Annotated in this window: 9 protein-coding genes; 2 read left to right on the forward strand and 7 right to left on the reverse strand. The window is 64.0% G+C overall.

The window, feature by feature from the left end; genetic code table 11:
* Window positions 1-41: 41 nt before the first annotated feature.
* Entirely contained in the window at window positions 42-1,025 is a 984-nt protein-coding gene (locus tag B5T_RS18540; RefSeq protein WP_014996067.1) for an alpha/beta fold hydrolase, read from the reverse strand.
* Between the two features lie 360 nt (window positions 1,026-1,385).
* Here B5T_RS18540 and B5T_RS18545 point away from each other — a divergent pair, with 360 nt between their 5' ends.
* Together B5T_RS18545 and B5T_RS18550 are read left to right on the forward strand one after the other, a co-directional pair.
* A complete protein-coding gene (locus B5T_RS18545; protein WP_014996068.1) occupies window positions 1,386-2,882 on the forward strand; it encodes an adenylate/guanylate cyclase domain-containing protein in 1,497 nt (498 codons plus the stop codon).
* Window positions 2,869-3,924 (forward strand): tetratricopeptide repeat protein, encoded by a 1,056-nt coding sequence (locus B5T_RS18550; protein WP_014996069.1) that lies wholly within the window; start codon window positions 2,869-2,871, stop codon window positions 3,922-3,924. Before B5T_RS18545 ends, B5T_RS18550 begins: the two co-directional genes overlap by 14 nt.
* A 96-nt stretch (window positions 3,925-4,020) precedes the next feature.
* On the opposite strand, the gene gspD is transcribed toward B5T_RS18550, so the two are convergent.
* The 6 genes from gspD to B5T_RS18580 all read right to left on the reverse strand — a co-directional run bounded on the left by gspD (window position 4,021) and on the right by B5T_RS18580 (window position 21,071).
* On the reverse strand, window positions 4,021-6,126 hold the full coding sequence (gene gspD, locus B5T_RS18555; protein WP_014996070.1) for a type II secretion system secretin GspD: 2,106 nt from the start codon (window positions 6,124-6,126) through the stop codon (window positions 4,021-4,023).
* Between the two features lie 94 nt (window positions 6,127-6,220).
* Window positions 6,221-7,087 (reverse strand): type II secretion system protein N, encoded by an 867-nt coding sequence (locus B5T_RS18560; RefSeq protein WP_041717123.1) that lies wholly within the window; start codon window positions 7,085-7,087, stop codon window positions 6,221-6,223.
* Window positions 7,088-7,296: 209 nt separating this feature from the next.
* Window positions 7,297-8,016, reverse strand: a complete 720-nt coding sequence (gene gspN / locus B5T_RS18565) for a type II secretion system protein N (RefSeq protein ID WP_014996072.1) — start codon at window positions 8,014-8,016, stop codon at window positions 7,297-7,299.
* Between the two features lie 399 nt (window positions 8,017-8,415).
* Window positions 8,416-19,491 (reverse strand): filamentous haemagglutinin family protein, encoded by an 11,076-nt coding sequence (locus B5T_RS18570; RefSeq protein ID WP_041717124.1) that lies wholly within the window; start codon window positions 19,489-19,491, stop codon window positions 8,416-8,418.
* 127 nt (window positions 19,492-19,618) lie between these two features.
* Window positions 19,619-20,578: a FecR family protein gene (locus B5T_RS18575; RefSeq protein WP_014996074.1), complete on the reverse strand. Its 960-nt coding sequence runs from the start codon at window positions 20,576-20,578 to the stop codon at window positions 19,619-19,621.
* Window positions 20,568-21,071 carry an RNA polymerase sigma factor gene (locus tag B5T_RS18580; RefSeq protein ID WP_014996075.1) on the reverse strand — a complete coding sequence of 168 codons (504 nt, stop codon included), beginning with the start codon at window positions 21,069-21,071 and terminating at the stop codon, window positions 20,568-20,570. Before B5T_RS18580 ends, B5T_RS18575 begins: the two co-directional genes overlap by 11 nt.
* Window positions 21,072-21,076: the final 5 nt, after the last annotated feature.

Consider the following 21,076-nt stretch of genomic DNA (forward strand, 5'->3'; position numbering starts at 1 on the left):
AGAATAGTCGCCGATCCGCGCCTGGACGCCCTTGATACAGATCAGGGTTCGGGGTGATCCACTCCGGGTGGGGCCGCCTCCGCCAGAAACGCCAGCATCTCCCGATTCACTTCCGCCGCCTGCTCCATCTGGATCCAGTGCCCGCACTGGTCCAGTACCACGGTATTCAGATTCGGCACATAGTCCGGCATGCGTGCCAGAGCCTTCTGACTGAACATCAATACCGGGTCTTGCATGCCACCGAGAAACAGCACCGGCGCCGGGATCGTCCAGTTGTCGTCAGCGCGGCTTTCTTCCCAGGACGCATCCATGGCCCGATACCAGTTGAGCGCACCGGTAAACCCGGTCTTCTCGAAACGGGCCACGTAGTAATCCAGGTCTTCCTCACGCATCCAGCGCGAGGGCCGAGCCGGCACGCGCATGGAATCCAGCACGCCGCTGTCGTCCGGCGCCACCTGGAAGTTGGCCATGCCTTCGGCGGAAAGATTGTGAAACAGAGCCCGCAGGCTATAGCGAACGTCCTCTCCAAGCTCCCGCTCCGGCACTTCGGCTTGCTGAAAATAGAGCATATAAAAGAAATGATCTCCGAACAGCTCCCGCATCGCCTCGGTGGGCGCACGCGGCGAGGGGCCGCCGTAGGGGACCGACAATCCCACTACCGCCGTCACTCGCTCCGGATAGGTCCTGGCCACTTCCCATGCCAGCGCGCATCCCCAATCATGCCCCACCAGCACCGCCCGCTCAGCACCGAGGGCGTCGATCAAGGCCACCACATCCCCGGCCAACCGGGACAGTCGGCAGTCCTCCACCGTCGCCGCTCCACGAGTTTCGCCGTAGCCGCGCAAATCCGGCGCCACGGCGTGGTATCCGGACTGAGCCAGCACCGGCAACTGGTAGCGCCACGAGGCCCAGCATTCCGGGAAGCCGTGCAAACACAACACCAAAGGGGCGCCCTTGACGCCCGCTTCGGCAATGAACATATCCAGACCGTTGGCGGGCACGCGCCGCTCTTGTATAAATCCCATCGTGATTTCCTGGAACCCGCTTTTCCCGGGACAATAAACCCGAACTACCCGGCTACCGGATGCGTAACGCATCCGACACCGAAGCCCGTCATGCTGGTTGGGTGGAAACGAGGCCCATTCCATGGTTCCCTAACCTGCGTCATTCTGGCAATGTGACACCGGAGCCACAACCTGGCAAGCCGCTGGCGGAGACACACACCGATCCATTCCTCCGCGGAGCGGCCATTCGGGTAGAATAGCAATCCGGTGTCGACGGCACCCTTGCCGGGCATGAGCCATCCCCGGCAAGGGTGCGGCGATACCGCCGGTCAAGCTTCAGCAAAGACGGGCACTAGCAAAACGGGCTCTAGGAACAGCAGCGTGGACGATCCTTCAAGACAACAACCGCAACAAAAGAAGCACCGGTTCCGCCGGCTGTTGCGCCCTTATCTGCCCGCCTACTTCCCGGTGGCGTGGAAGATGGGTCTGTCGATCTCCGCCATGATTCTTTTGGGCATGGCCGTTCTCGGCACCCTCCTGCTGAACAATCAGCTTGAACGTATGCGCCAACAGGCGGACAGCTTCGGTGGCGCCATCGCCTCCCAATTGGCGCATACCGCCCGCGAACCCTTGCTGGCCGAGGATCGCTTCCTGCTCAAGGTGCACATCAACAATCTGGTCCGTAGTGACAATATTTACGGCGCCACCTTGTTTGACCGGAACGGTGGCCTGATCGACGAAGCGGGGGTACAGCCGGCCCAGCGCGGACCATTGAGCGAAGCGGGCATCAGCCGTTGGACCATGGCTGGCTCGCCCATGAGCACCTATATTTCCCCGGTAACGGTGAACGATACCCAGGTCGGAGCGGTGGCGATCACTCTCTCCGATCAACCTATCGCCCTGGCCCAGAAAGAAGTCCGGACCGCCATGATCACCGCCACCGTGATCATGGGGCTGATCGCCATCATCGCTTCTTTCGTGATCAGCCGCCGGCTGTCCCAACCGATCCGCGATCTGCTGGCCGCCACCAGCGCCATGCGGCGCGGCGACTTGCAGTTCCGTATTCGTGAACGCCGCAATGACGAGATCGGTCTGCTGATCGAAGCCTACAACAGCATGGCCCACAGCATGCTGGAGAAAGATCAGGTGGAAAGGGTACTGCAGCGTTTCGTCAGTCCTTCGGTGGCGAAAAGCATGATGGCCGACCTGGATCAGGTCACCCTCGGCGGGCGCGACGTCAACGCCACCGTGGTGTTCGCCGATATCGTCGGCTTCACCCGGTTGTCGGAAAGCCTGGCGCCGGAAGCGGTGGCCCATATGCTCAACGTTTACTTTGATGCCGTCGCCTGGGCGGCGGATTCCTATCGCGGCACCATCGACAAGTACATGGGCGACTGCGCCATGATCGTGTTCGGGGTGCCGGAAGAGGATCCCGAGCACTTGTTCCATGGCCTCTGCTGCGCGGTGATGATCCAGCGCCTGATCCAGCGCCTCAATGAACATCGGCAGGCCCGCGGCCTGACTACCGTGGAATTCCGCATCGGTATCAATTCCGGCGCCATGCTGGCCGGTAACCTGGGCTCCCGCGATCGCATGCAATATACCGTGGTCGGCGATACCGTGAATCTGGCATCACGGCTTTCCAATATGGCCGCCGCCGGCGAAATCATCGCCGCCGCCGCCGTGTTCAAGGACGCCAACATTGCCCCTCGGGTACGGGCGCTGGAATACGGTTCAATGCGCGTTCGCGGCCGGCAGGAGCCGGTCAGCACCTACCGGGTCAATGGCGTGCACGCCTTGTCCGAGACCCTGATGGAGCAACGGATCGCCCAGTTCCTGACCCGTCTCAACACGGACGGCCACCGTGCATCGTCCTGATTCAGCGCGCCGCCCCTCTCTTCTTTTATTGGCCGGACTGGTCGCCCTGAGCGCATGCCAGACCACGCCACCACCACCGGAGGTTACCCGGAAGTCGTTGCAACAGTCGCTCCATGAACACCGTTATCGGGAAGCGCTGACCATGCTGGATGCGCGCCTGTTGCAAGACCCGGATCAGCCGGAACTGAGCCAACAGCGTGAAGACATCATCCAGGCGAGCCGCGAATACCGAGAGCAAACCCTGGCGGAAGCGCAGCGTCTGGCCGGGCAAGAGCAATGGCGTGACGCCCAGGGACTGCTGGAGTCCACTGGCGGCCATTTGATCCATCCCGGCCCGCTGGTGGCCTTGCGCGAATCACTGCACCAGCAGGAAGCCCGGCGCCTGCGGCAACGCCTTTCCGAATGGTGGCAAGCCCAGGCCCGCGCGCTGTTGGACAGTGCCACTCTGGACAGCGCGCTCACCGGCTACACCCTGCCGGAGGCGGGACAAACCCTTGAACTTCGCCAGGCCATGAAAGCCGATTTGACCGAGCGGCTCACCGAGGTGGGTAACGCGTACGCCGAGCAAGGCGACTGGTCACGGGCGCAACGGGCCTTGCATCTGGCGCATCAGTTGCAGCCGGATCAACCCGCGCCTGAGGCCCTGGGTCAGGCGCAACAGGTATTGGCCCGGGCACGCCAAAGGGCCGAGCAGCAACAGACTCAACGCCAACGGGAACGCTCTGAGTCGTTGATGACGGCCTACCGCGAGAGCGGCTCCCTGAAGGACCTGCTGGCGATACGGGAGTACCTGCGGTCCGCCCCCAACAACCATCTCACCGCTTTACGCGACGAGGTGGAGACGCTTTGCCGTGAACGCTACACCAAGGATATGGCCACCGGGGATGCCCTCTACGCCCGTGGTGAATACCAAGCCGCGTACGCCATCTGGCAGGAACTCAAGCCCCTTGCACCCGACAACGTGGAGCTCAACAAGAAACTGGAAAGAACCCGGCGGGTCCTCAACAATCTGCGGGCCCTGGACGCCACCTCATCGGAATAGCCCGCGCCTCTCTCGTCTGAACAAGCGCCAACTCACCGAAAAGCTCTGAAAGGAAGGAGAGGAAGCGGCTGGGACTCCAACCGCTTCCAGAGGGGGTTATTGTTCGTCGCCGGACTTGTTGTTCTGCGCCGCCGAGCCCTGTTCGGCGTTGATCACCGGTCCGGAGGCCGGCGGCACCACACTCTCATCGGCGCTGCGCTGCTGCTCACGCTCATAGGCCCGGCGATAGTCGTCGGAGGTGCTGGTACGGCCATTGAACAGGCGATCGACCCGGGTAGGCAGCGGGTTCTTCACTTCCTGTACCAACTCGCCATTCTCATCGACGCTGAACTGCATGGCAGTGATCCCCATGTACTTGTCGCGCGTCATCTCCACCAGACGTTCATTGCTTTCCAGGATGGTCGGTTTGATGAAGACCATCAGATTGCGTTTCACATGGGTCTCGCTGGTGGAGCGGAACAACACGCCCAGGAGCGGAATATCCCCTAGTAACGGCACCTTGCGCACCGTCTTCTGCACATCATCGCTGATCAAACCGCCCAGGGCGATGGTCTGGCCGTCATCCGCCAGCACCGTGGTGGTCAACTGGCGTTTGGTGGTGATGATATCGGAGGCGGAGGAATCATCCTTCACCGCGGAGGTTTCCTGGTCCAGTTCCAGCCGGATGGTATCCATACCCGCCAGATGCGGAGTTACTTTCAGGGTCAGCCCCACGTCTTCCCGCTGGATGGTGGTGAACGGGTTGGCGGTGGTGGAACTGGAGGAAGTGGACTGCCCGGTAATGAACGGCACGTTCTCCCCCACGATGATGGAGGCTTCCTGATTATCCAGTGTCAGGATGCTGGGCGTGGACAACAGGTTGGTATTGGTGGTGCTGGCCAGGGCCTGAACCAGTGCGCCCCAACGCAGGTTGCCATCCGCATCGGTTTCGCCGAAACCGGCGGCGATACCGTCGCCCAGCGTCAGATTGGTGGGATCGTCGGTAAGCATGGCCTGAATCAGCCCTTGCACGCTCAGCCCCTGACCGGAGAAATTGACCCCGCCATAGCCGCCGCTGCTGCTGCCGGCCAGATACTGAAAGCCCAGGCTGTCCGCCTTGTCGCCGGTGACTTCGACAATCGCCGCCTCAATCAGGATCTGGGTGCGGCGCACGTCCAACTGACTGATCACCGATTGCAGTTCGTTCATCATTTCCGGCTCGGCTCGAACCACCAGAGCGTTGAGTGACGCATCCGCCTGGATCGACACCTTGTTGTCGCCAGTGCCGGCCACGGCGGCACCACTGGCACCGCCCGCGGCGCCGGAGCCTTCCCCGCCCTTGCGCACCGCCGCCGCCCCCTGGGCGAAATTCATCAGCAGTTCGGCCATATCCTCGGCATCACCGTGGCTCAAGCGAATCACCTGAACCCGGCTGGAGGCGGAAGACGGCGTATCCAATCGAGTAATCAATGGCAGCAAACGCGCCCGGGTGGCCCGATCACCTTTCAGGATCAGGCGGTTGGTGCGCTCATCAGCCACCACCGTGGCGGACTCCGTTCTCGGCGCACGGCGATTGCCCCCGGCCGCCTGCGTGCTACTGACCAGTTGATCGAGTAACGACACCATGTTGCCGGCGAAAGCGTGCCGCAGTTGAACAATTTCCACCTCCTCGCTTTCGGTATTGTCGAGGTGGTGAATGATGGCGCGCAGGCGCTGAATGTTGTCCGCGTGGTCGCTGATAATCAGAGCGTTGGCGGAGCCCACCGCCGCCAGGTGGCCGTACTGGGGCACCAGGGGCCGCAGTACCGGCACCAACTCCTCCACCGGAGAGTTCTGCACCGCGATCACCTGGGTCACCAGTTCCTCACCGCCGGCCTCGTTGGCCTCGGTCATCGGCAAGTTACTTTGCTTGGCGGTGGTGTTGGTGACGATCTTGACCACATCACCGGAAGGCACCGCGGCGTAACCGTGCACCTGCAATACCGACAGGAACAGTTCGTAGACCTCGGCGGACGTCAGCGGCTGATTGGATATTACCGTCACGTCCCGGGCCCGGACCCGCGGGTCGACCACGAAATTCTTGCCGGTCATCTCCGCCACCTGGCTGATAAACGCCTGTATATCCGCATTGCGAATATTGACGGTCCATGTCTTGCCATCGGCATTCTGCACCACCTGGTCCTGGCCGGCGCGCTGCGCGTGGGCCGGCAGGCTCACGGACACAACAAGGACAGCCAGGATGCTGCCTAGGGCCGGTGCCAGGAGCCTCTTGGCAGAAACTCCGCGGTGCTGTTTCAGGGGCTCCATAAAGGTCTCGCTACGGTGGATAACTCACGGTGAATTCCTGATCGCCACGCTGTACCACGATGGTGGCGCTCTGGGACTCCTGGAACGACTGCAACGCCGCCAGGTCATTTTCCTCGGTGCCCAGGGGGTACCCGTTCACCGACAAAATCACATCGCCCTGATTCAGGCCGACCTGCTCAATCAGTTGTTTTGGCGCGGAAGAGCCCAGCGAATACCCCTGACTCTCGCCACCGGCGACGGCCTTGAGTCCGAGCTGGCGAATCAGGGTGGTGCGCTGCTGGCCAAGGTCCGCCTCAGTGGACGATGGCGTCTCCTGGGATCGTCTTGGCGGAGGAGGAGGTGCCGGCCGCGACGATACCGAAACCCCGCCGAGCGCGGCCAGCTCGCTCAGGCGCAGGGTTTCCAGCTGCCCCACGCGTTTGAGAATGATACGGTCGGCGTAAATTTCCTCGACGGTGGCATTGCCGGGCAGGGCATCGCCGATGCGGTACAGTTCGGCATCGCCGCCGCTTTCAGCAACGATGGCGGAAGACTGGCTGCGATCCAGACTGCGAAAAACACCAAGCAATTGCAGTTTAAGGCGGGTATCCGGAGCATCGACGGGCTTGTCGCTGGCTTCCTCCTGCCCCTGGTACACCCCGAACAGGTTCCAGGATTCCATTTCCGACGGGGAGATACCACGACGCTCCCCGCCCGGCCCGGAGGCGGACACGGTACGCAGCCCTGATTCCGGTACCGGGTCATTGGGACCGTAACTCAGCAGCCAGACGGTCTGCGCGATCAGGTAGGCGAGCCCCACCAGCAACAGCAACATCACCGCCAAACGAAGCGGAGGCTGCCATTGCTGCGCGTTTCCCCTTTGGGCCCACTGAATCATAAAAGCGTCACTTCCCGTTATCGTTATACCAACCGCCACCGATATGCGCCGTTTTCGTACCGGAACCGACGCTCCTGGGCTGGCTGGATGTCCTTGTTCACCCGGGCCTGCCCCATCAACACACGTTCACGCGTGCCGACATCGACCGACCCTACAGCGGACACATTACCGTAATATAAAAAATGCGGTTTTTTTTCCAGTGCTATATTTCAGCGTCCCGGCAGGAACGGCTGACTCATCTGGAACACCACATCGGAGGGATCCCCCCCCTGGCTGACCCCGAGCAATTGGGGCCACGCCCTGAATACTTGTACGTTCAGTTTTTGTTCCGCCACCCGCGCGGCGAACACTTGCTTCTGCTCGGGATCCGTCACCACCAGCGCCGGACCGGCCTCCAGCATACTCAGACGTCCCTGAAGAGGCGGTACCGGCGCGGATTCACCACGCCCCCAGCCAACCGTGCCCCCACTGTAATCAAGGGTACCTTTGGCATCGACCACGGCATCATCGGCGAGTTCCAGGGCAATCAGTGTCATCCGCACCGTGCCATCGGCCTGGCCCTGGGGAATGTAGCGGCTCACCATCGCCACCGGCACACTGGCGCGCCACTGCTCCAGGCGCCAGTCGCCCCAGGCAGCGCCCAACCAGCCTTGCACATCCAAATCGTTGGATACCATGGCCAGATCAAGCCCCGGCGTCAATCCGTGCCAATTGACCTCCCAGCGCACCCGCCCCTGTTGATCGCGCCAACTGACCGCCGCGGAGCCGCTCCACCAGCGGCCCCGGGCATCGGCCAGGGTCAGCGGAGCCCCGCCCGGACGCAGTTGCGGAATACGCTCCACCAGCACCGCCGCGGGCATCAACACGATGAGAAACAGGATCAGGCTGACAACAAACACCGCCCCCAAGGCGAAACCACGACGCATCATTTCGATCCAACATCCGACATCCTGCCAGGCACACGATGGTGCTGACACAGACGTTTATTTTCCATGGCATCCATGGTCATGAATCCACTACCCCAATGAACTTGCCTGGCCGAATCCCGACGGACCGGCTGGTACGACCGCGCCACTAACGAAGCCGAAACGCTAACTGTACCTCAATCCGGAGCCTGCTAGCACCTGATCAAATACGGCCGGTGCCGCGCGGCAGGCAAGACGGCGCGATTTCACAAGAAGGGGCGCCAGGGTGGGCCATCACAATGACACGCTCATGACGGCCCGCCCCGGGGCGGGATGACGGGGAATCAGCGGTAGCCGGCACCAGGCACAAGGTCGGGTACCAGCGATTGGCGGACACGCCGGTTCTCGGCGCGCCTTGTCATGTCACAGGCGGCGGCGCTCCTCCATGGTCAACTCGCGGCGCTGCTGCGGACTCAGGTCACCATCACCGATCACACGGATCGCGCTGTTCGGATTGTAGCTCAGTGGTGGTGCCGGTACCGGCGACGGCCGGGGTTGCGGTTCCAGCCGTTCCTGGCCGTAACCGAGAATCTCCACGGAGATCACCGAGGGCGGCCGCCGCGGAGTCCGGCGTGTCACCTCTTCCGCCGCTCGCTGGGCGCTGCCAGCGGCCTGACTGGCGGCGGTAAGCGCGCCCACGTTCACCGAGATCACCGGTGGCAAACCGGAGGACTCGCCCCCGACCTCGATGTTGTCCACATTGACCACGCGATAGGCCGCCACGTTCAGATTGCCGGCCACGCGGATTCCCGCATCGCCGGCGTTGACGGTACCCTTGGGAGCGATCAGGTCGACATCGCCATCACCGACGGTGCCGATGCCACTGCCACTCATGTCCGGCCGTTCCCGCATGATGGTATTGGCGTCAGCGTCGGTGACCACTTCCGGCGCCGAGGGCAAGCGTACCGTCTTGGCGCCACGCCCGGCATCAATATCCCCTTCCGTGGCCCAGATGATCTGATCGCTGCCCTGGCGGGACTGATCCGCCACGAAGGACAACAGACGGGAGCGGTTGACCACCACGTCGTCGTGGGCAAACACATTGATGTGGCCGCTGCCCAGCGTGACCAACCCTTCCCCATCCGGCACGGTGACACCCAGAGCAGCAACCTGCAGACCACCACCTGGTGTGAGCACATTGATATCGCCACCGGACATGGTGCGCACGGTCAGACTGTTGGCGGCCACATCACCGTCCCATTCGCTGCCGGGAAACAGGGTTTTGATGGCGGCATAGCCGCGGTTATAGCCCCCGTTTAACGGCTGATCATCAACGCCGGGTACATTCTGATCGCGACCGGCTTCCCTCAGTTCCAGCAGGAAGATGCGCTGCAGGAACGCATTGCGAGCCAATTCCGGCAAGCCCTGGAAACGTTCCCAGGCCGCCATCGGCGCCAGGGTCTCGCCGGTCACCTCCCGGACATAGGACACCAGACCGCGCTGCACCACCTTCTCATGATCGCCACGGACCTCGGTGCGCTCCAGCCAGTACAGCGGCACCCGTGTGCCGTCATCCAGGGTGGCGGTAAGGTAGTCCGGCATCTCCGCCATCCGCTCCGGGTCCAGGTAGGCATCGAGGAAGGCTTCATAACGAGGCTCACCGCGCAGACCGGCCATCAGCGTCACTGACGCGCCCTGCTCCGGCAAGCCACGCACTTCACTGTCCGGGATCGGACGATTGTTATAGTCATAGGCACGATTGCCCTGGGTGATGAGAGCGATGCGATCAGCGTAAATATCCCGTCCCGCCGACAACAACAGCGCACCCGGCCCTTCCTGTATCACCTGATTACGCCAGTTTGAAGCGGACGTGGCGACGATGTCGTTGCCGGCATCGATCCAGGTGGTGTCGGTGGCGTGCAGGTTGCGTCCATAGAGCGAGATAGCACGGATGTCGGTACCGGCACGGGCCCACAGCGCTTCGGAGGCAAACACGTCCAGATTCTGGATCGAGCCCCCGGCCGCGTAAATCAGACTCGGCTGATCATCACCGATCATCGGCAGAACATCGGGGTTGCCCAATTCCTGGTAATAGCCATCGTGGGTGCCGCTCAGATAACCGTTGTATTGGTTGCGCAGGACCGCATCCAGGTTGATCTGCAACGGGTAGCCGTCACCGCCCACCGGCAGGTAGGGATTGGGCATCATTTCCGGCGTGGCGCGCGCCATGACCACTGAAGAGTCGTTGTTGCCCCGGTTCGGATTGGTGGACGTGATGTCGCCTGCCGCCAGCAGCCGGAAATCGCTTTGCCGGGCCGGCAGCAGCCACATCAAGTCGTGCAGGTGAATGTCACCGTTCAGGGCCGCCACCCGGGTCATCGCCGGGTAACGGTTGGCGCCTATTCCCACCAATTCGACATCCGGGTACGACGCGTGCCCCAGGGTCACATCGCGGAAAATGAACTCGCCCTGATTGACCAGAGTGACGTCGCCGCCCACGGAGACCAGATCCAGGCTGGTGCGATCGGTATAGCCGGACATATAGGCGCCGAAGTCTTCGCGGGATTCGGTAATGCCCCGGTAATCTCGCACCAACAGCGGATCCACCACGCTTTGCAGGCGCAGATCGGAGCTGGTCCGCACGATCAACTGTGAATCCCCCAAGGACACAACCGGCGCCAGATCATAGCTTTTCTGGGGACGATCATCGGTGTAGGACACCGTCACGGAGCGCCCTTCCGCGGTGGTGGCGGCGTTGATGCGCCCCTCTCCTCGAGCCAGATAGTAGTGGCCACCCCGGATTGCTCCGCCGGCTTCCACGGAAAGCGCGCCGCCATTGCGCACTTCCATGAGTTTGCGTTCGTCCGCCGTACGGCCGCCACGCATGCGCATGTTGGTGGTGAGCGCCACCCTCAGGTCATTGAGATCACCGCCGGCGCGGACGCTCAGGTTGCCGCCCCCCAGCGTGCCCAGCCCCTGCTCAAAGGCACCGTAATCCACCCACCAGCTGGGTTGCTCCGGTGCCGACAGGAAGGGCGGTGCCACACCATAATAGAACCCTTCGTTGACGTTGCCCTGCCGCTTGATCCAGTCGACGAAACTCTGGTCCGAGGGCTGCGCCTGGATGCTGCCACCAGCCACCACGGACAGATGCCCCCCTTCGATGCCGTAGCTGGCCCCGTCCCGGGCGGTAGTGAAGTCATCCCATGCGGTGGTGTCCCGGCGTCCGGCGGTATAAATCGCCGAGCCGGCGTCTTCCAGCATCAGGTCACCGGCCACCCGCACGGCGATATCGCCGCTACCGGTGCGGACCATTTTCCCTTGCGCCTCACCGGTGTCCGCATCCACCGTCCCCACGGTCAGGTCGCCGTTGTCTCCGGAGGATCGCAGTGCCAGCCGATCCGCCGAGGTCAGATCGGCCCCGGCAATCAGGTTCAGATCCCAGGACACGTCCGCCAGCTGTTCGCCGGCACGATCGGCACGGCCGAAGCCATCACTGAGGTGGCCGTCAACGATCAGGTCGCCGGCGGCGCGCAGAATCAGGCTGCCGCTTCGGGCTCCGGCAAAGTCATCGTGCAGGTTCCAGTCCATGCCGACACGCAAATCACCGTCACTGTGAATTTCCACACCGGGCATCACCATGAAGTCGTCATTGCCCAGACGCTGGCCGATGGCGCCGGCATTGGCGGCGAAAGCGTTGGCTTCCGTCACCACCAGATCACGTACGGCGCTCACCGAATCACTGTGATAACGTCGCAGCCCCTCGAGCACCGCTTGCCGTGCGCCCACGACTTCGACGTCAAGGTGCTCGACGGCCAGGTCGGTATTGGCGGCATTGCGATCGGCACGCAACCGCACCTTGCCGCGCTCACCACCGGAGACATCGATCACGCCACCCCGCAGATCCAGCACACCGCCCACCGCGTCCAACATCACCCGGCCACTGCCCAGATCCCCGGTGGCGCCGGCCAGCAACACCGCGCCACTCTCCATGGCGATGCCATTGCCGGCGTTGATATTCACCTCACCGCCATAGCGGGCGCGCGCGTCCACGGTGCCGGCGACACGCACCTGCCCGGCATCGGCGGTAACCCGCAGGCTTTCCACCCGGGTTTGACCATCCAGTACCACATCGCCCTGACGAATACGGAATTCCCGGGACCGATTGAAACCGGCCTGGTTGAGACGCTCGCTGAAACCGGCGAAATCCGCCAGCGTATCGATATCCAGAGAAAACGCCCCGGCGCGGCCACTGCCACCGGCCCGGGCATTCATGTCACCGTCCAGCCTGACGCTGCCGCCGTCCGCCGCGGCTACTGTCAGAGTGCCGGCGTCACCGGCCCCCTCGGCACTCAGATCCAGTTGACTGCCCGCGTCGAGACGCACATCGCCTCCCAGGGCGGACAGGCGAATCTCTCCGGCTCCGGCGTCCTCGGCATGATCAAAAAAGTAGCGCGCGGCCCCCGCCACGGAAACCACAGCGCTTTCCGCCAGCACCAGATCGCCACCGGTACTGTGCACCGACACGGATCCGCCTCTGGCGATCACCCGACCGGCGATGTCCACGCTGCGCCCTTCCAGGCTCAGTTGCGCCCCCAGGTGGTTCATCGGCATGTCATCGCCCATGGCGGACGACGCTATCAGCCGCAACCGGCCATCGGTGCCAAGGCTGTGGATGGCGCCACTGGCGCCGGTCACCACCGGTGCATCCAGGGTCAAGGTATTGGTGGCGGCGCGCAGGTCCCCCTCTCCCACCGCGAGCACATAGTCCCGGGCCCGGATATCCACGGTGTCGAAACCGGCCAGGGATTTGTCGCCATCCTCCAGACGCAGCACACCGGCATCCAGGGACAACCGCCCCGTGCCGGAGCCGGACATCACCGGCGTACCACCGCCAGTATTGCGCAAGGCGATGGTATCGGCGCGCAGGCTGATGCCCTGATCGCCATGTCCGACCAGGGCGGCGCCGTCCAGCGTCACCCATTCCAGGCCGGCGGCGTCCAGCGCCACCGAGCGATGGAAGTCAAACGAGGAGTAACTGCGCAGGGTCAGCCGGCGTGATTGAGCGAAGCGCGCCAGACTGTTCTGATCCAGAATCAGACCTTCACCACCACCGCCGAAGCCGATACGGCCGGCGGCCACCGAAAGCTCTTCCCCGGCCAGCCGCGCGGACGCGGCCAAGTTGGTGGTGCGGGTGGCGTCGATCAACAGCGCGGCACCACCGGCCAGGCGCGCGTTGGCGCCGATGTCCACCACCCCCGGGGCATGGGTGTCGACCCCCTCCCGGCGAACCCGGACCGCCGGGCCCGTGGAAACCCGCACCAGCGCCCCCCAATCCCGGGCCGGGGCGACGAAGATATCATCGGCGGCGTCCAGCTCGTCGATGACGCCATCAAAGTTGTCATCCAACTGGCCATCCGGATCCTGGTACTGCGCGGCCTCCCGCGGGCTGACCAGCAAATCTTCCGCACCGCCGCCGGCATCGCCTTCGGCAACGATCACCCCTCCGTCTTCCAGGGTGACGGTGTCGCTGGCGGCGAGAATGATCTCCGGTCCACGCAGAGCCGATTCTTCGTCATTGCGGACCAGAATCTCGCTGGCGGTGACATCAACCCGGACCCCCTGGTCATCGCCACGCCGGGTACCGCCCAGCAACAGGCTGCCGGCACCAAACGCCGACAAATCATCGCTGTCGAGAATCAGATAGCCACCGGCGGTGAGATCGGCCCGGTCCTGCCCGGCGCCGACCACTGCGATTCGGGCGCTGGAAATGTCCACCAGGCCACCGCGCCCCCCCGTATCCGCCTGGGAACGCAGTTCCCCGTCCAGTCGCAGCCTTTGGCCGGCATCGAACACCACCGCACCGCCGTCACGAGGCAGGCGCGGCACCACGATGTCGTTGCCGGTGAGCCGGTAGCGGGTCAGCGCGAACTGCTCCGAGGAGAAGAAGGTGTTGGCCAGGGCTTCATTGTATTCGGTGTATTGGCGCACCACGTCACCGGACATCACCCGCCACACCGACGGGACCTCGTCCTCACCGGGACCATAGCGACGCCCTTCGCGGCCGGCGACAATCACGGAGCCATCCCGCTGGGGCGCCACCTTGCCCTCGCCGCCCAGCCACGGGATATCCGTGGCCTGCACCGCGAAGGCCCCAGGCAGCAACGCATAGCGCGCGGGCAGCAAGGTGTACCAGCCTGCTTCCAGGCCGCCGCCCTGCAGCCATACCCGGCGTACCGGCTCCTCCACCCCCGGAGCCGGTCCGTCGTACCCGGGCAACGCCGCGTACATCCCTGGCAAGGTCAGCACATCATGGGACCCGCCGGGACCGGGCACGAACTCGGCGGCGTGCAGATCCCCGCCGCCACTCAGGTCGATCACCGCCCCTTCCGCCAGCGTGACCTGGTCGGAGTCCATCAGGATGCGTTTTTCCGGAGGCGCGGCCAGATAGTGTTCGGCATCACCGGTGCCGGGCGGCCGGGTGGGATCCAGCCAGTGCTCGCCGTTGGACAATTCCCCGTAAGGCACCACGACACCAGCGCCGGAGACCGACGTCAGACTCTGCCCGCCCAGCGTCAGGCTGTCGCCGGCCACCAGTTCGATTTGCCCGAACGGTGCCCGCAACACGCCGTTATGATCAATCACCGGCGCCTGCAGCCGGAGCGCGCCACCGGCGGACAACGGCACGGCGGCGGGGCCGCCCCGATAGCGCTCCAGTGCCAACCGCTCGCGGCTGTAAATGATGGCTTCCGTGCCACTGTCCGGGTAAATGCTGTCCGCCCGCAGGCGCAGCGCACCCGGGGTACTTAGTTGCGCCTGCGCTTCGGAAAAGCGGACCGTTTCGGCCTGCAGCACGGTATCGGCGAAGCCGCCAATATAATTGCCACCGACGACGTCGATCAGTTCCGCGTCCAGCAGCAATCGGTCGCTGGCCCGAGGATCGGACAGATCGTCCAGGCCGCCGTCGTAACTGCCGGACAGCACCACGCGCGGCGCCGTCAGAGTAGCGCCACCGCCGTCCCCGCGATCCAGGGTGCCATCGATATGAAGGGCCGAGGTGGCGGACAGCGACACCCCGCCCAGCTTGATCGCGCCGCTGTCGACCGACAGGTGCACTTCGCCGGCGCCATTCAACAACGACGGCCGAATCGCCAAGGTCTGCCCGGGCGCCAGCTCCTGGCGCAACGCATCCGACCCCCACAGCAGGCGGTCACGGAACACATCCAGCGTTTCCTCGGTGATGCCGAAGTCGGCCGGGCGAACGGTTTCCGCGGCGGTTTCACCACCGGATGCGGTCTCGGAAATCACCAGACCGCCACTGCGTCCCTCGGCGGCGGCCAGCGTCTTGATGAACGCCGATGGCAGGGTAATCGGTTGCTCGGAATCAATCCCCAGCAGCGGCGCCCAATCGATATCCAGGGCGTCTTCCCAGTTCGCGTAATCGCAGGCATTGCCTTCCAGCCCGTAGCACCCGGGGTCGGCGAACGCCAACACGCCCGCCAGCGTATCCAACAGCGACGTGCCCTCGGCGGGACGGACCCGGACATGGATCTCACCGTCTTGGGCGGTGGCGCCGCCAGCATCGGTTCGCACCGTCCCCGCCAGCAAGCCGATGCCGCTGAAGTTCACGCGCCCGCCATCGCTGGCCAATACCACCGGATTACGGCCTCCGGCCCCGTCGATCCATTCCCGGGTACCGGACACATCAATCACCGCCCCTTCGGCCATGGTGACGAAACCGGCGTCGGACACGTCCACCTCGCCGCCGTCGAGCACCTTGCCGACGCGACGGCCGGTGTTCGTTTCCACGTACACCAGCGAAGCCCCCGGGGCCAGCAGGCGGGCGCTGTCGCTCAACACCAATTCGCCTCCGGAGGCCGCCAAGCGGATGTCTCCTCCCGGCGCGACCAGGGTGCCGCCCATTTCCAGATGGCCGGTGCGGCCTGACGTTGTACTCAGCACTTCCAGACGGCCGCCGATATCCACCGCCAGACGAGCGCCCTGCTCCACCCGTACCGGGGCGTCGGCCTCCAGCACCAGTGAAGCCGGCGCACGTTCCGCCCTTTGTTCGGGCCGCAGCACGCCAAGGGGCACCGCGTCGGCCAGATCGGTGCCGGTGGACAGTTCGCTCCAGGCGATCCGGCTCATATCCAGATGCACGGGCCTGAGTTCGACGTCCGCGTCGGCGGCGACAGTGAGCCCTTCGGTGGACCGGCTGAACACGCGAATACTGCCGAAACCGCTGGCGGCATAAAGATGCTCCGGCAGATAGAAGATGCCCTCCTCATCCCCTTGCGAACCTTGCAGCCATACCGGCAAATGGGTGGCGATATCCAACGTGCCCGCGGAACCGGCGGCGTAGGCCCGCATATCCAGCCGCTCCACCGAGTCACTGTCCACGCGATCCAGTTGCACCCGGCCGGCATCGCCCACGGTCAGGGTCCGTTGCCCGCCGTCCTTGACCGTCACCAGGCCGCCGCCGGACACGTCAATGACGGCGCCGTCTTCCACGGTCATGGCACTGCTGACGCCATTGATCAGTCGCACGGAGCCGCCGTCCACTACCACCCGGGCATTTTCCGGTTGCAGGAATTCGTTGATCCACTGCCCGCTGGTGTCCAGCACACTATTGGCGCCAAGTACCATTTCACCGTCACCATCGGAGCTAATCAGGATCTCCCCTCCGGCGATATGAATGGCGCCATTGATGCGCACGTCGGCAGCCTGATCCTTGGACAGGTTACCCCGGGCGTAGAAGCGGCTACCCGGGGTCAGGTTCATGGACGTGCCTTCCTCAAGGGTGAAATCATTGCTCATGTTGATGATGATTTCGCCCAGCCCGGATTCCTCCAGTGTCGCCGAGTCCAGGTAGGTGGTGCGCATGCGGAAGTTGAACGGTTCGTCCGGATCGGGAACATCGACGAAGTCCCCGCCCAACGGGGAGTCAAAATCAAAATCGTCACCGAGACGCACCGGATTCCCGCCCACCACGACCCGACCGGGGGACCATTTACGGTCCTCGAGACTGACGCCGCCCAGTTCCAGAGTACCGCCCTTGGGCGCGTCCCCCAGGCCACGCTGGCGCTCACCCAGCACGACCCCACCGCGATAGCCCCCTTCCAGCACCATGCCGGAACCGGAGCGAATCTCGATGGCACCACCGGCACGACCCTCGGTGTAGGCGTTTTCGTAGCGGTAGCCACGCACCAGCGGATTCATCCAGCGACGGGTCACCCCCCAGCGGGCATGCTCGCTGGCGTATTCTCCGGCGATACCCTGATACAGGATCCCCGGATCAGCATTGGCGATATCGTAGCGTCGGCCATCCGCTCCCAACAGCACGGTGGACTGGTTCCACCCCCCTTCGTAACGCACCGAGCCACCAGACACATCCAGGATGGAGCCCGCGCGGGTAATGACATCGCCGCCGGCTTGAATGTTGATGCGGCCACCAATGGTGGACAGTTCCGCCAGATCGGTGCTGCCAGTGCCGACCCAACCACTGACATCGGCCAGCGGCGTGCCCACCCAGAGACCGGGCGCATCGGCGCCGTTTTCATCCTTGTTCCAGAGCACGCCGGCCATAACACCGCTGCGGAACAAGCCGCTGTCGCGCCGATCCACGGTAATGGTGCGGCCATAGAGCCAGGAGCCCGCCTGCAGCGGCGAATCGCGCAGTTCATTGATACGCAGTTCCGCCTCGACGAAATTCCGCGCCATTTCCACGCTCACATCGGTGAGCCCGGCCACGCTCAGATAGGCGTCCTCACCGATAAGGATACGGCTGCCGTCACCGGCGTAATCGCTGTCACTGCCGGAATTGACCACGCTGTTGAGATAGAACGGCAGTTCAGCGGCACGCAGGTCGATTTCCCCCGCCGGCACATAAACATCAGCGCGCGGACGGATATCCACTTCCTTGCCCTGCAGTTCCACCCGGCTGGTCTGATAACGGGTTTCCAGGGCGGAGAGTTCAATCTCGTCGAGGTCCCCGGCATCCGGCAGCACCCGGGTCAAACTGCCTTCGCCCAGGGTGAGTCTGCCCGCCGCCCAATGCACCACCGGCGTCCCTTCAAGCGACGTGCTGTGGCTGAGCATGCCCTGGCCGAACGCTTGCAGACGGATACTGCCATTGCGGTTATCCAGAGCAGTGGACGCCATCAGCGCGCCATCTTGATTGACCTCCCGGGAAACCATCGTGATGTTGCCACGGTCGGCGCTGACCAGACCGGTGTTGGTGACCGCGTAGCCCACCTCCGCGGCGCGTTGCTGCATGGCCGGCATCACCTCGTCGCGAATCCCCTCGACGAACTCGCGCTGCGCCCCCACCACCCGGCCAATGCCCAGGGCCCCCATCATCTGGCCATGGCCAAACGCCCAGGGCGCCGGAGCCGACGCCGCCACATCGAGCCCTCGCACTTGCAGCGGGTCCACCGACTCCGCCAGCCAGATGTTCTCGCCGGCGGCCAGGATCACCTGACCATCCGGGGCGAAAAGCGTCCCGTGGTTTTCCACCTTGGGACCGAACGCCATGATCTTGCCGCCGTCGCGGGACTCGATGCGGGCGCCCTTGCGGATGATCACTTCACCGGGCGCTTCGCCGGGTTCAAACCGCGCCGGCTGGCCTTCGTCATGCAAGCCGCTGTAGAGGCTGCCGGCCTGATCCGGATAGGCGCCGAACTGGGGGATACCGAAATGGCCGCCACCGGTTTTTTCAAAGTACAACGGCGTGTTGATGCCGGCTTCGAATTGCTCGTCGGACAAACTCAGACTGGAGGCCACCAGATTGCGCACATTCACCTGACTGCCACCATGGAACACGATGCCGTTGCGGTTAATCAGATAGACCGCCCCTTCCGCCTTGATCTGGCCGGCGATTTCACTGGGCCGGCCATTGGGGTCGTTGACCCGGTTCAGGGCCGACCAGTCGTTGCCACCATCCCGGTTGCCGCCGCTCTGATCGAAGCGCACCGTGGTGTCCTGCCCCACGTTGAAGGTTTCCCAGTTGAGGATGGCTTTCTTGTCGGTCTGTTTGATGGTCACCCGGGTACGGTCTCCATCCTGGCTTTGCCGTGGCGCTTCGGCGTTATGCCAGCCGGCGGTCAAGGCATCGGTGTCCACTTGCAGACCACCTTGCCCCAGGCCGTTGGGCACATTCGCGGCCGCGGCCTCGGCGGCAGCGCGGGCGGCGGCCTGCTGCGCCGCAATGGAAGCAGCCGTCCTCGTCATCCGTTCGAACGATTGCCGCACTTCCCGACCATGCTGCTGTTGCGCCAGCGGCGGCGGCTGATGGGGGCGGCTGGCCGGACGTTGGGTATGCTCGGCCCGGCTCTCTCTCATGGAATCGAACCATTGCGCGCTGAATGGCCGAGACCCCGCTTCGGCATTGCCCACCATCAGCGCCAGCGCGATCGCCTGTGTCAGGGGTTTGAGACGAATACGCCGATAACGACGGCGGGCGGAAGAGGAAACATCACGAGGCGAGGCGGCAATCTTCATGAGCGGAGCGTCCCACGTTCTACAAGGCTTCGGGTGGCGCCATGCCCCCCGGCATGGCCATTACCGAATAGACGCAAGCCCTTGCCGCCAACGAACGTCTTTTTTATGACATTCCGGTGATACCCGGTTACCCGATCAACACCAGACCGGCGGACAACCGGCGCACCGGCACCGCCAGCAGCCGCTCAATTTGAGTCAGAGCCACGTCCAGTTGCCCGATGTCGAAGCGACCGCTGAGCCGGCGCCGGCCAAGGCTCTCATCCAGCAAAATCACTTTGCCCGGCCGGTAGCGATTGATTTCCCCCACCACCTCGCTGACCGGCGTTTCCCGGAACAGCAGGATGCCGCTGCGCCAGGCCGCCACCGCCACGGGATCCACCGGCGCTGGCGGCCTGGCACCATGCTGGTCATAAAGAACCTGCTGGTTCTTCAATACTTCCCGATCTCCGGCAGCGTGATGCAGACGCACCCGGCCGCGGGTACAGGAAAGACAAGCACCTTCCGCCAGCAAACGCACCTCGATGTCCGCCTCACCCAGCTCGATCAGCCCGGCCCCGGCCGCCACCTCCACCGGGCGGCCCCCACCCCGGCGCTGCAGTGCCACCTGCCCGGCAATCAGTTCGATGCGCTTGCCTTCCCCCGACGCCGTCACCGACAGACTGGTCCGCGTGTTCATCAAGGCGTCGATCTCCCCCGGCAGCGACAGGCTGCGCTGCTCGCCCACCGCGGTACGGTAGTCCGCTCCCAGTTCCGATATCGACGGCCACAATCCCAGCGGCGGATGAACCGCCAGCAACGAGGCCGCCGCCAGCCCGGTGCCGCCAGCGACCATGGTCAGAACGGTACGGCGGCTGACGCGAGACGGCGCGGCCATGCCATCCAGAGATTGCCGCCGCCAGACGCCGCCAGCTTCCCCCAGTTGGCGCCAGGTGCCACGCGCTTCACGGAAAGCACGCGCATGACCGGGATCGGCGTGGAACCAATCCTTGAATTCGCGAGCATCCTGCTCCGTGGCCCGACCGGAAACCAGCCGGCGCAGCCAGGCACGCGCCTGCTGCCGGACCTGCTCCTGATCTTCAGAGTCCATGTTGCTCCATCCTGCGCGCGCAGTATTCGTGCGCCCATTTCAGTTCTTTTTCCACCATGCGCTGGCTAATGCCATAACGTTGGGCCAGCTCGCGAGTGGACACGCCGTCCAATCGTACCGACAACAGGATATCCCGGCGGCGGGGCGACAATTCCTTGATCCACAGCAGCAGGGACTCCAGAGCCAACTGGTCTTCCCATTGTTTATGGGGCGTTTCCACGGCTTCCTCGATGTCCAGCAACTGTTCCACCTCGCCGGTGGACAGGACCCGGCTATCCCGGCGCCAGCGGTCAATTTCGATGTTACTGGCCATGCGCAGAATAAAAGCCCGCGGGCTACGCACAACACCCACCGAAAGTTTATCGTGCAACCGCAGAAAGGTTTCATGCAGCAGGTCTTCCGCCCGCTTCTGGCACCCCAGTTTCTTGCCGAGCTGATGCTTCAGGAGATCGTAGTTGGCGACCAGAAAGCCGCGCAATTCCACCACATTCATTATTA

The organism is Alloalcanivorax dieselolei B5 (assembly GCF_000300005.1).
Classification (GTDB): domain Bacteria; phylum Pseudomonadota; class Gammaproteobacteria; order Pseudomonadales; family Alcanivoracaceae; genus Alloalcanivorax; species Alloalcanivorax dieselolei.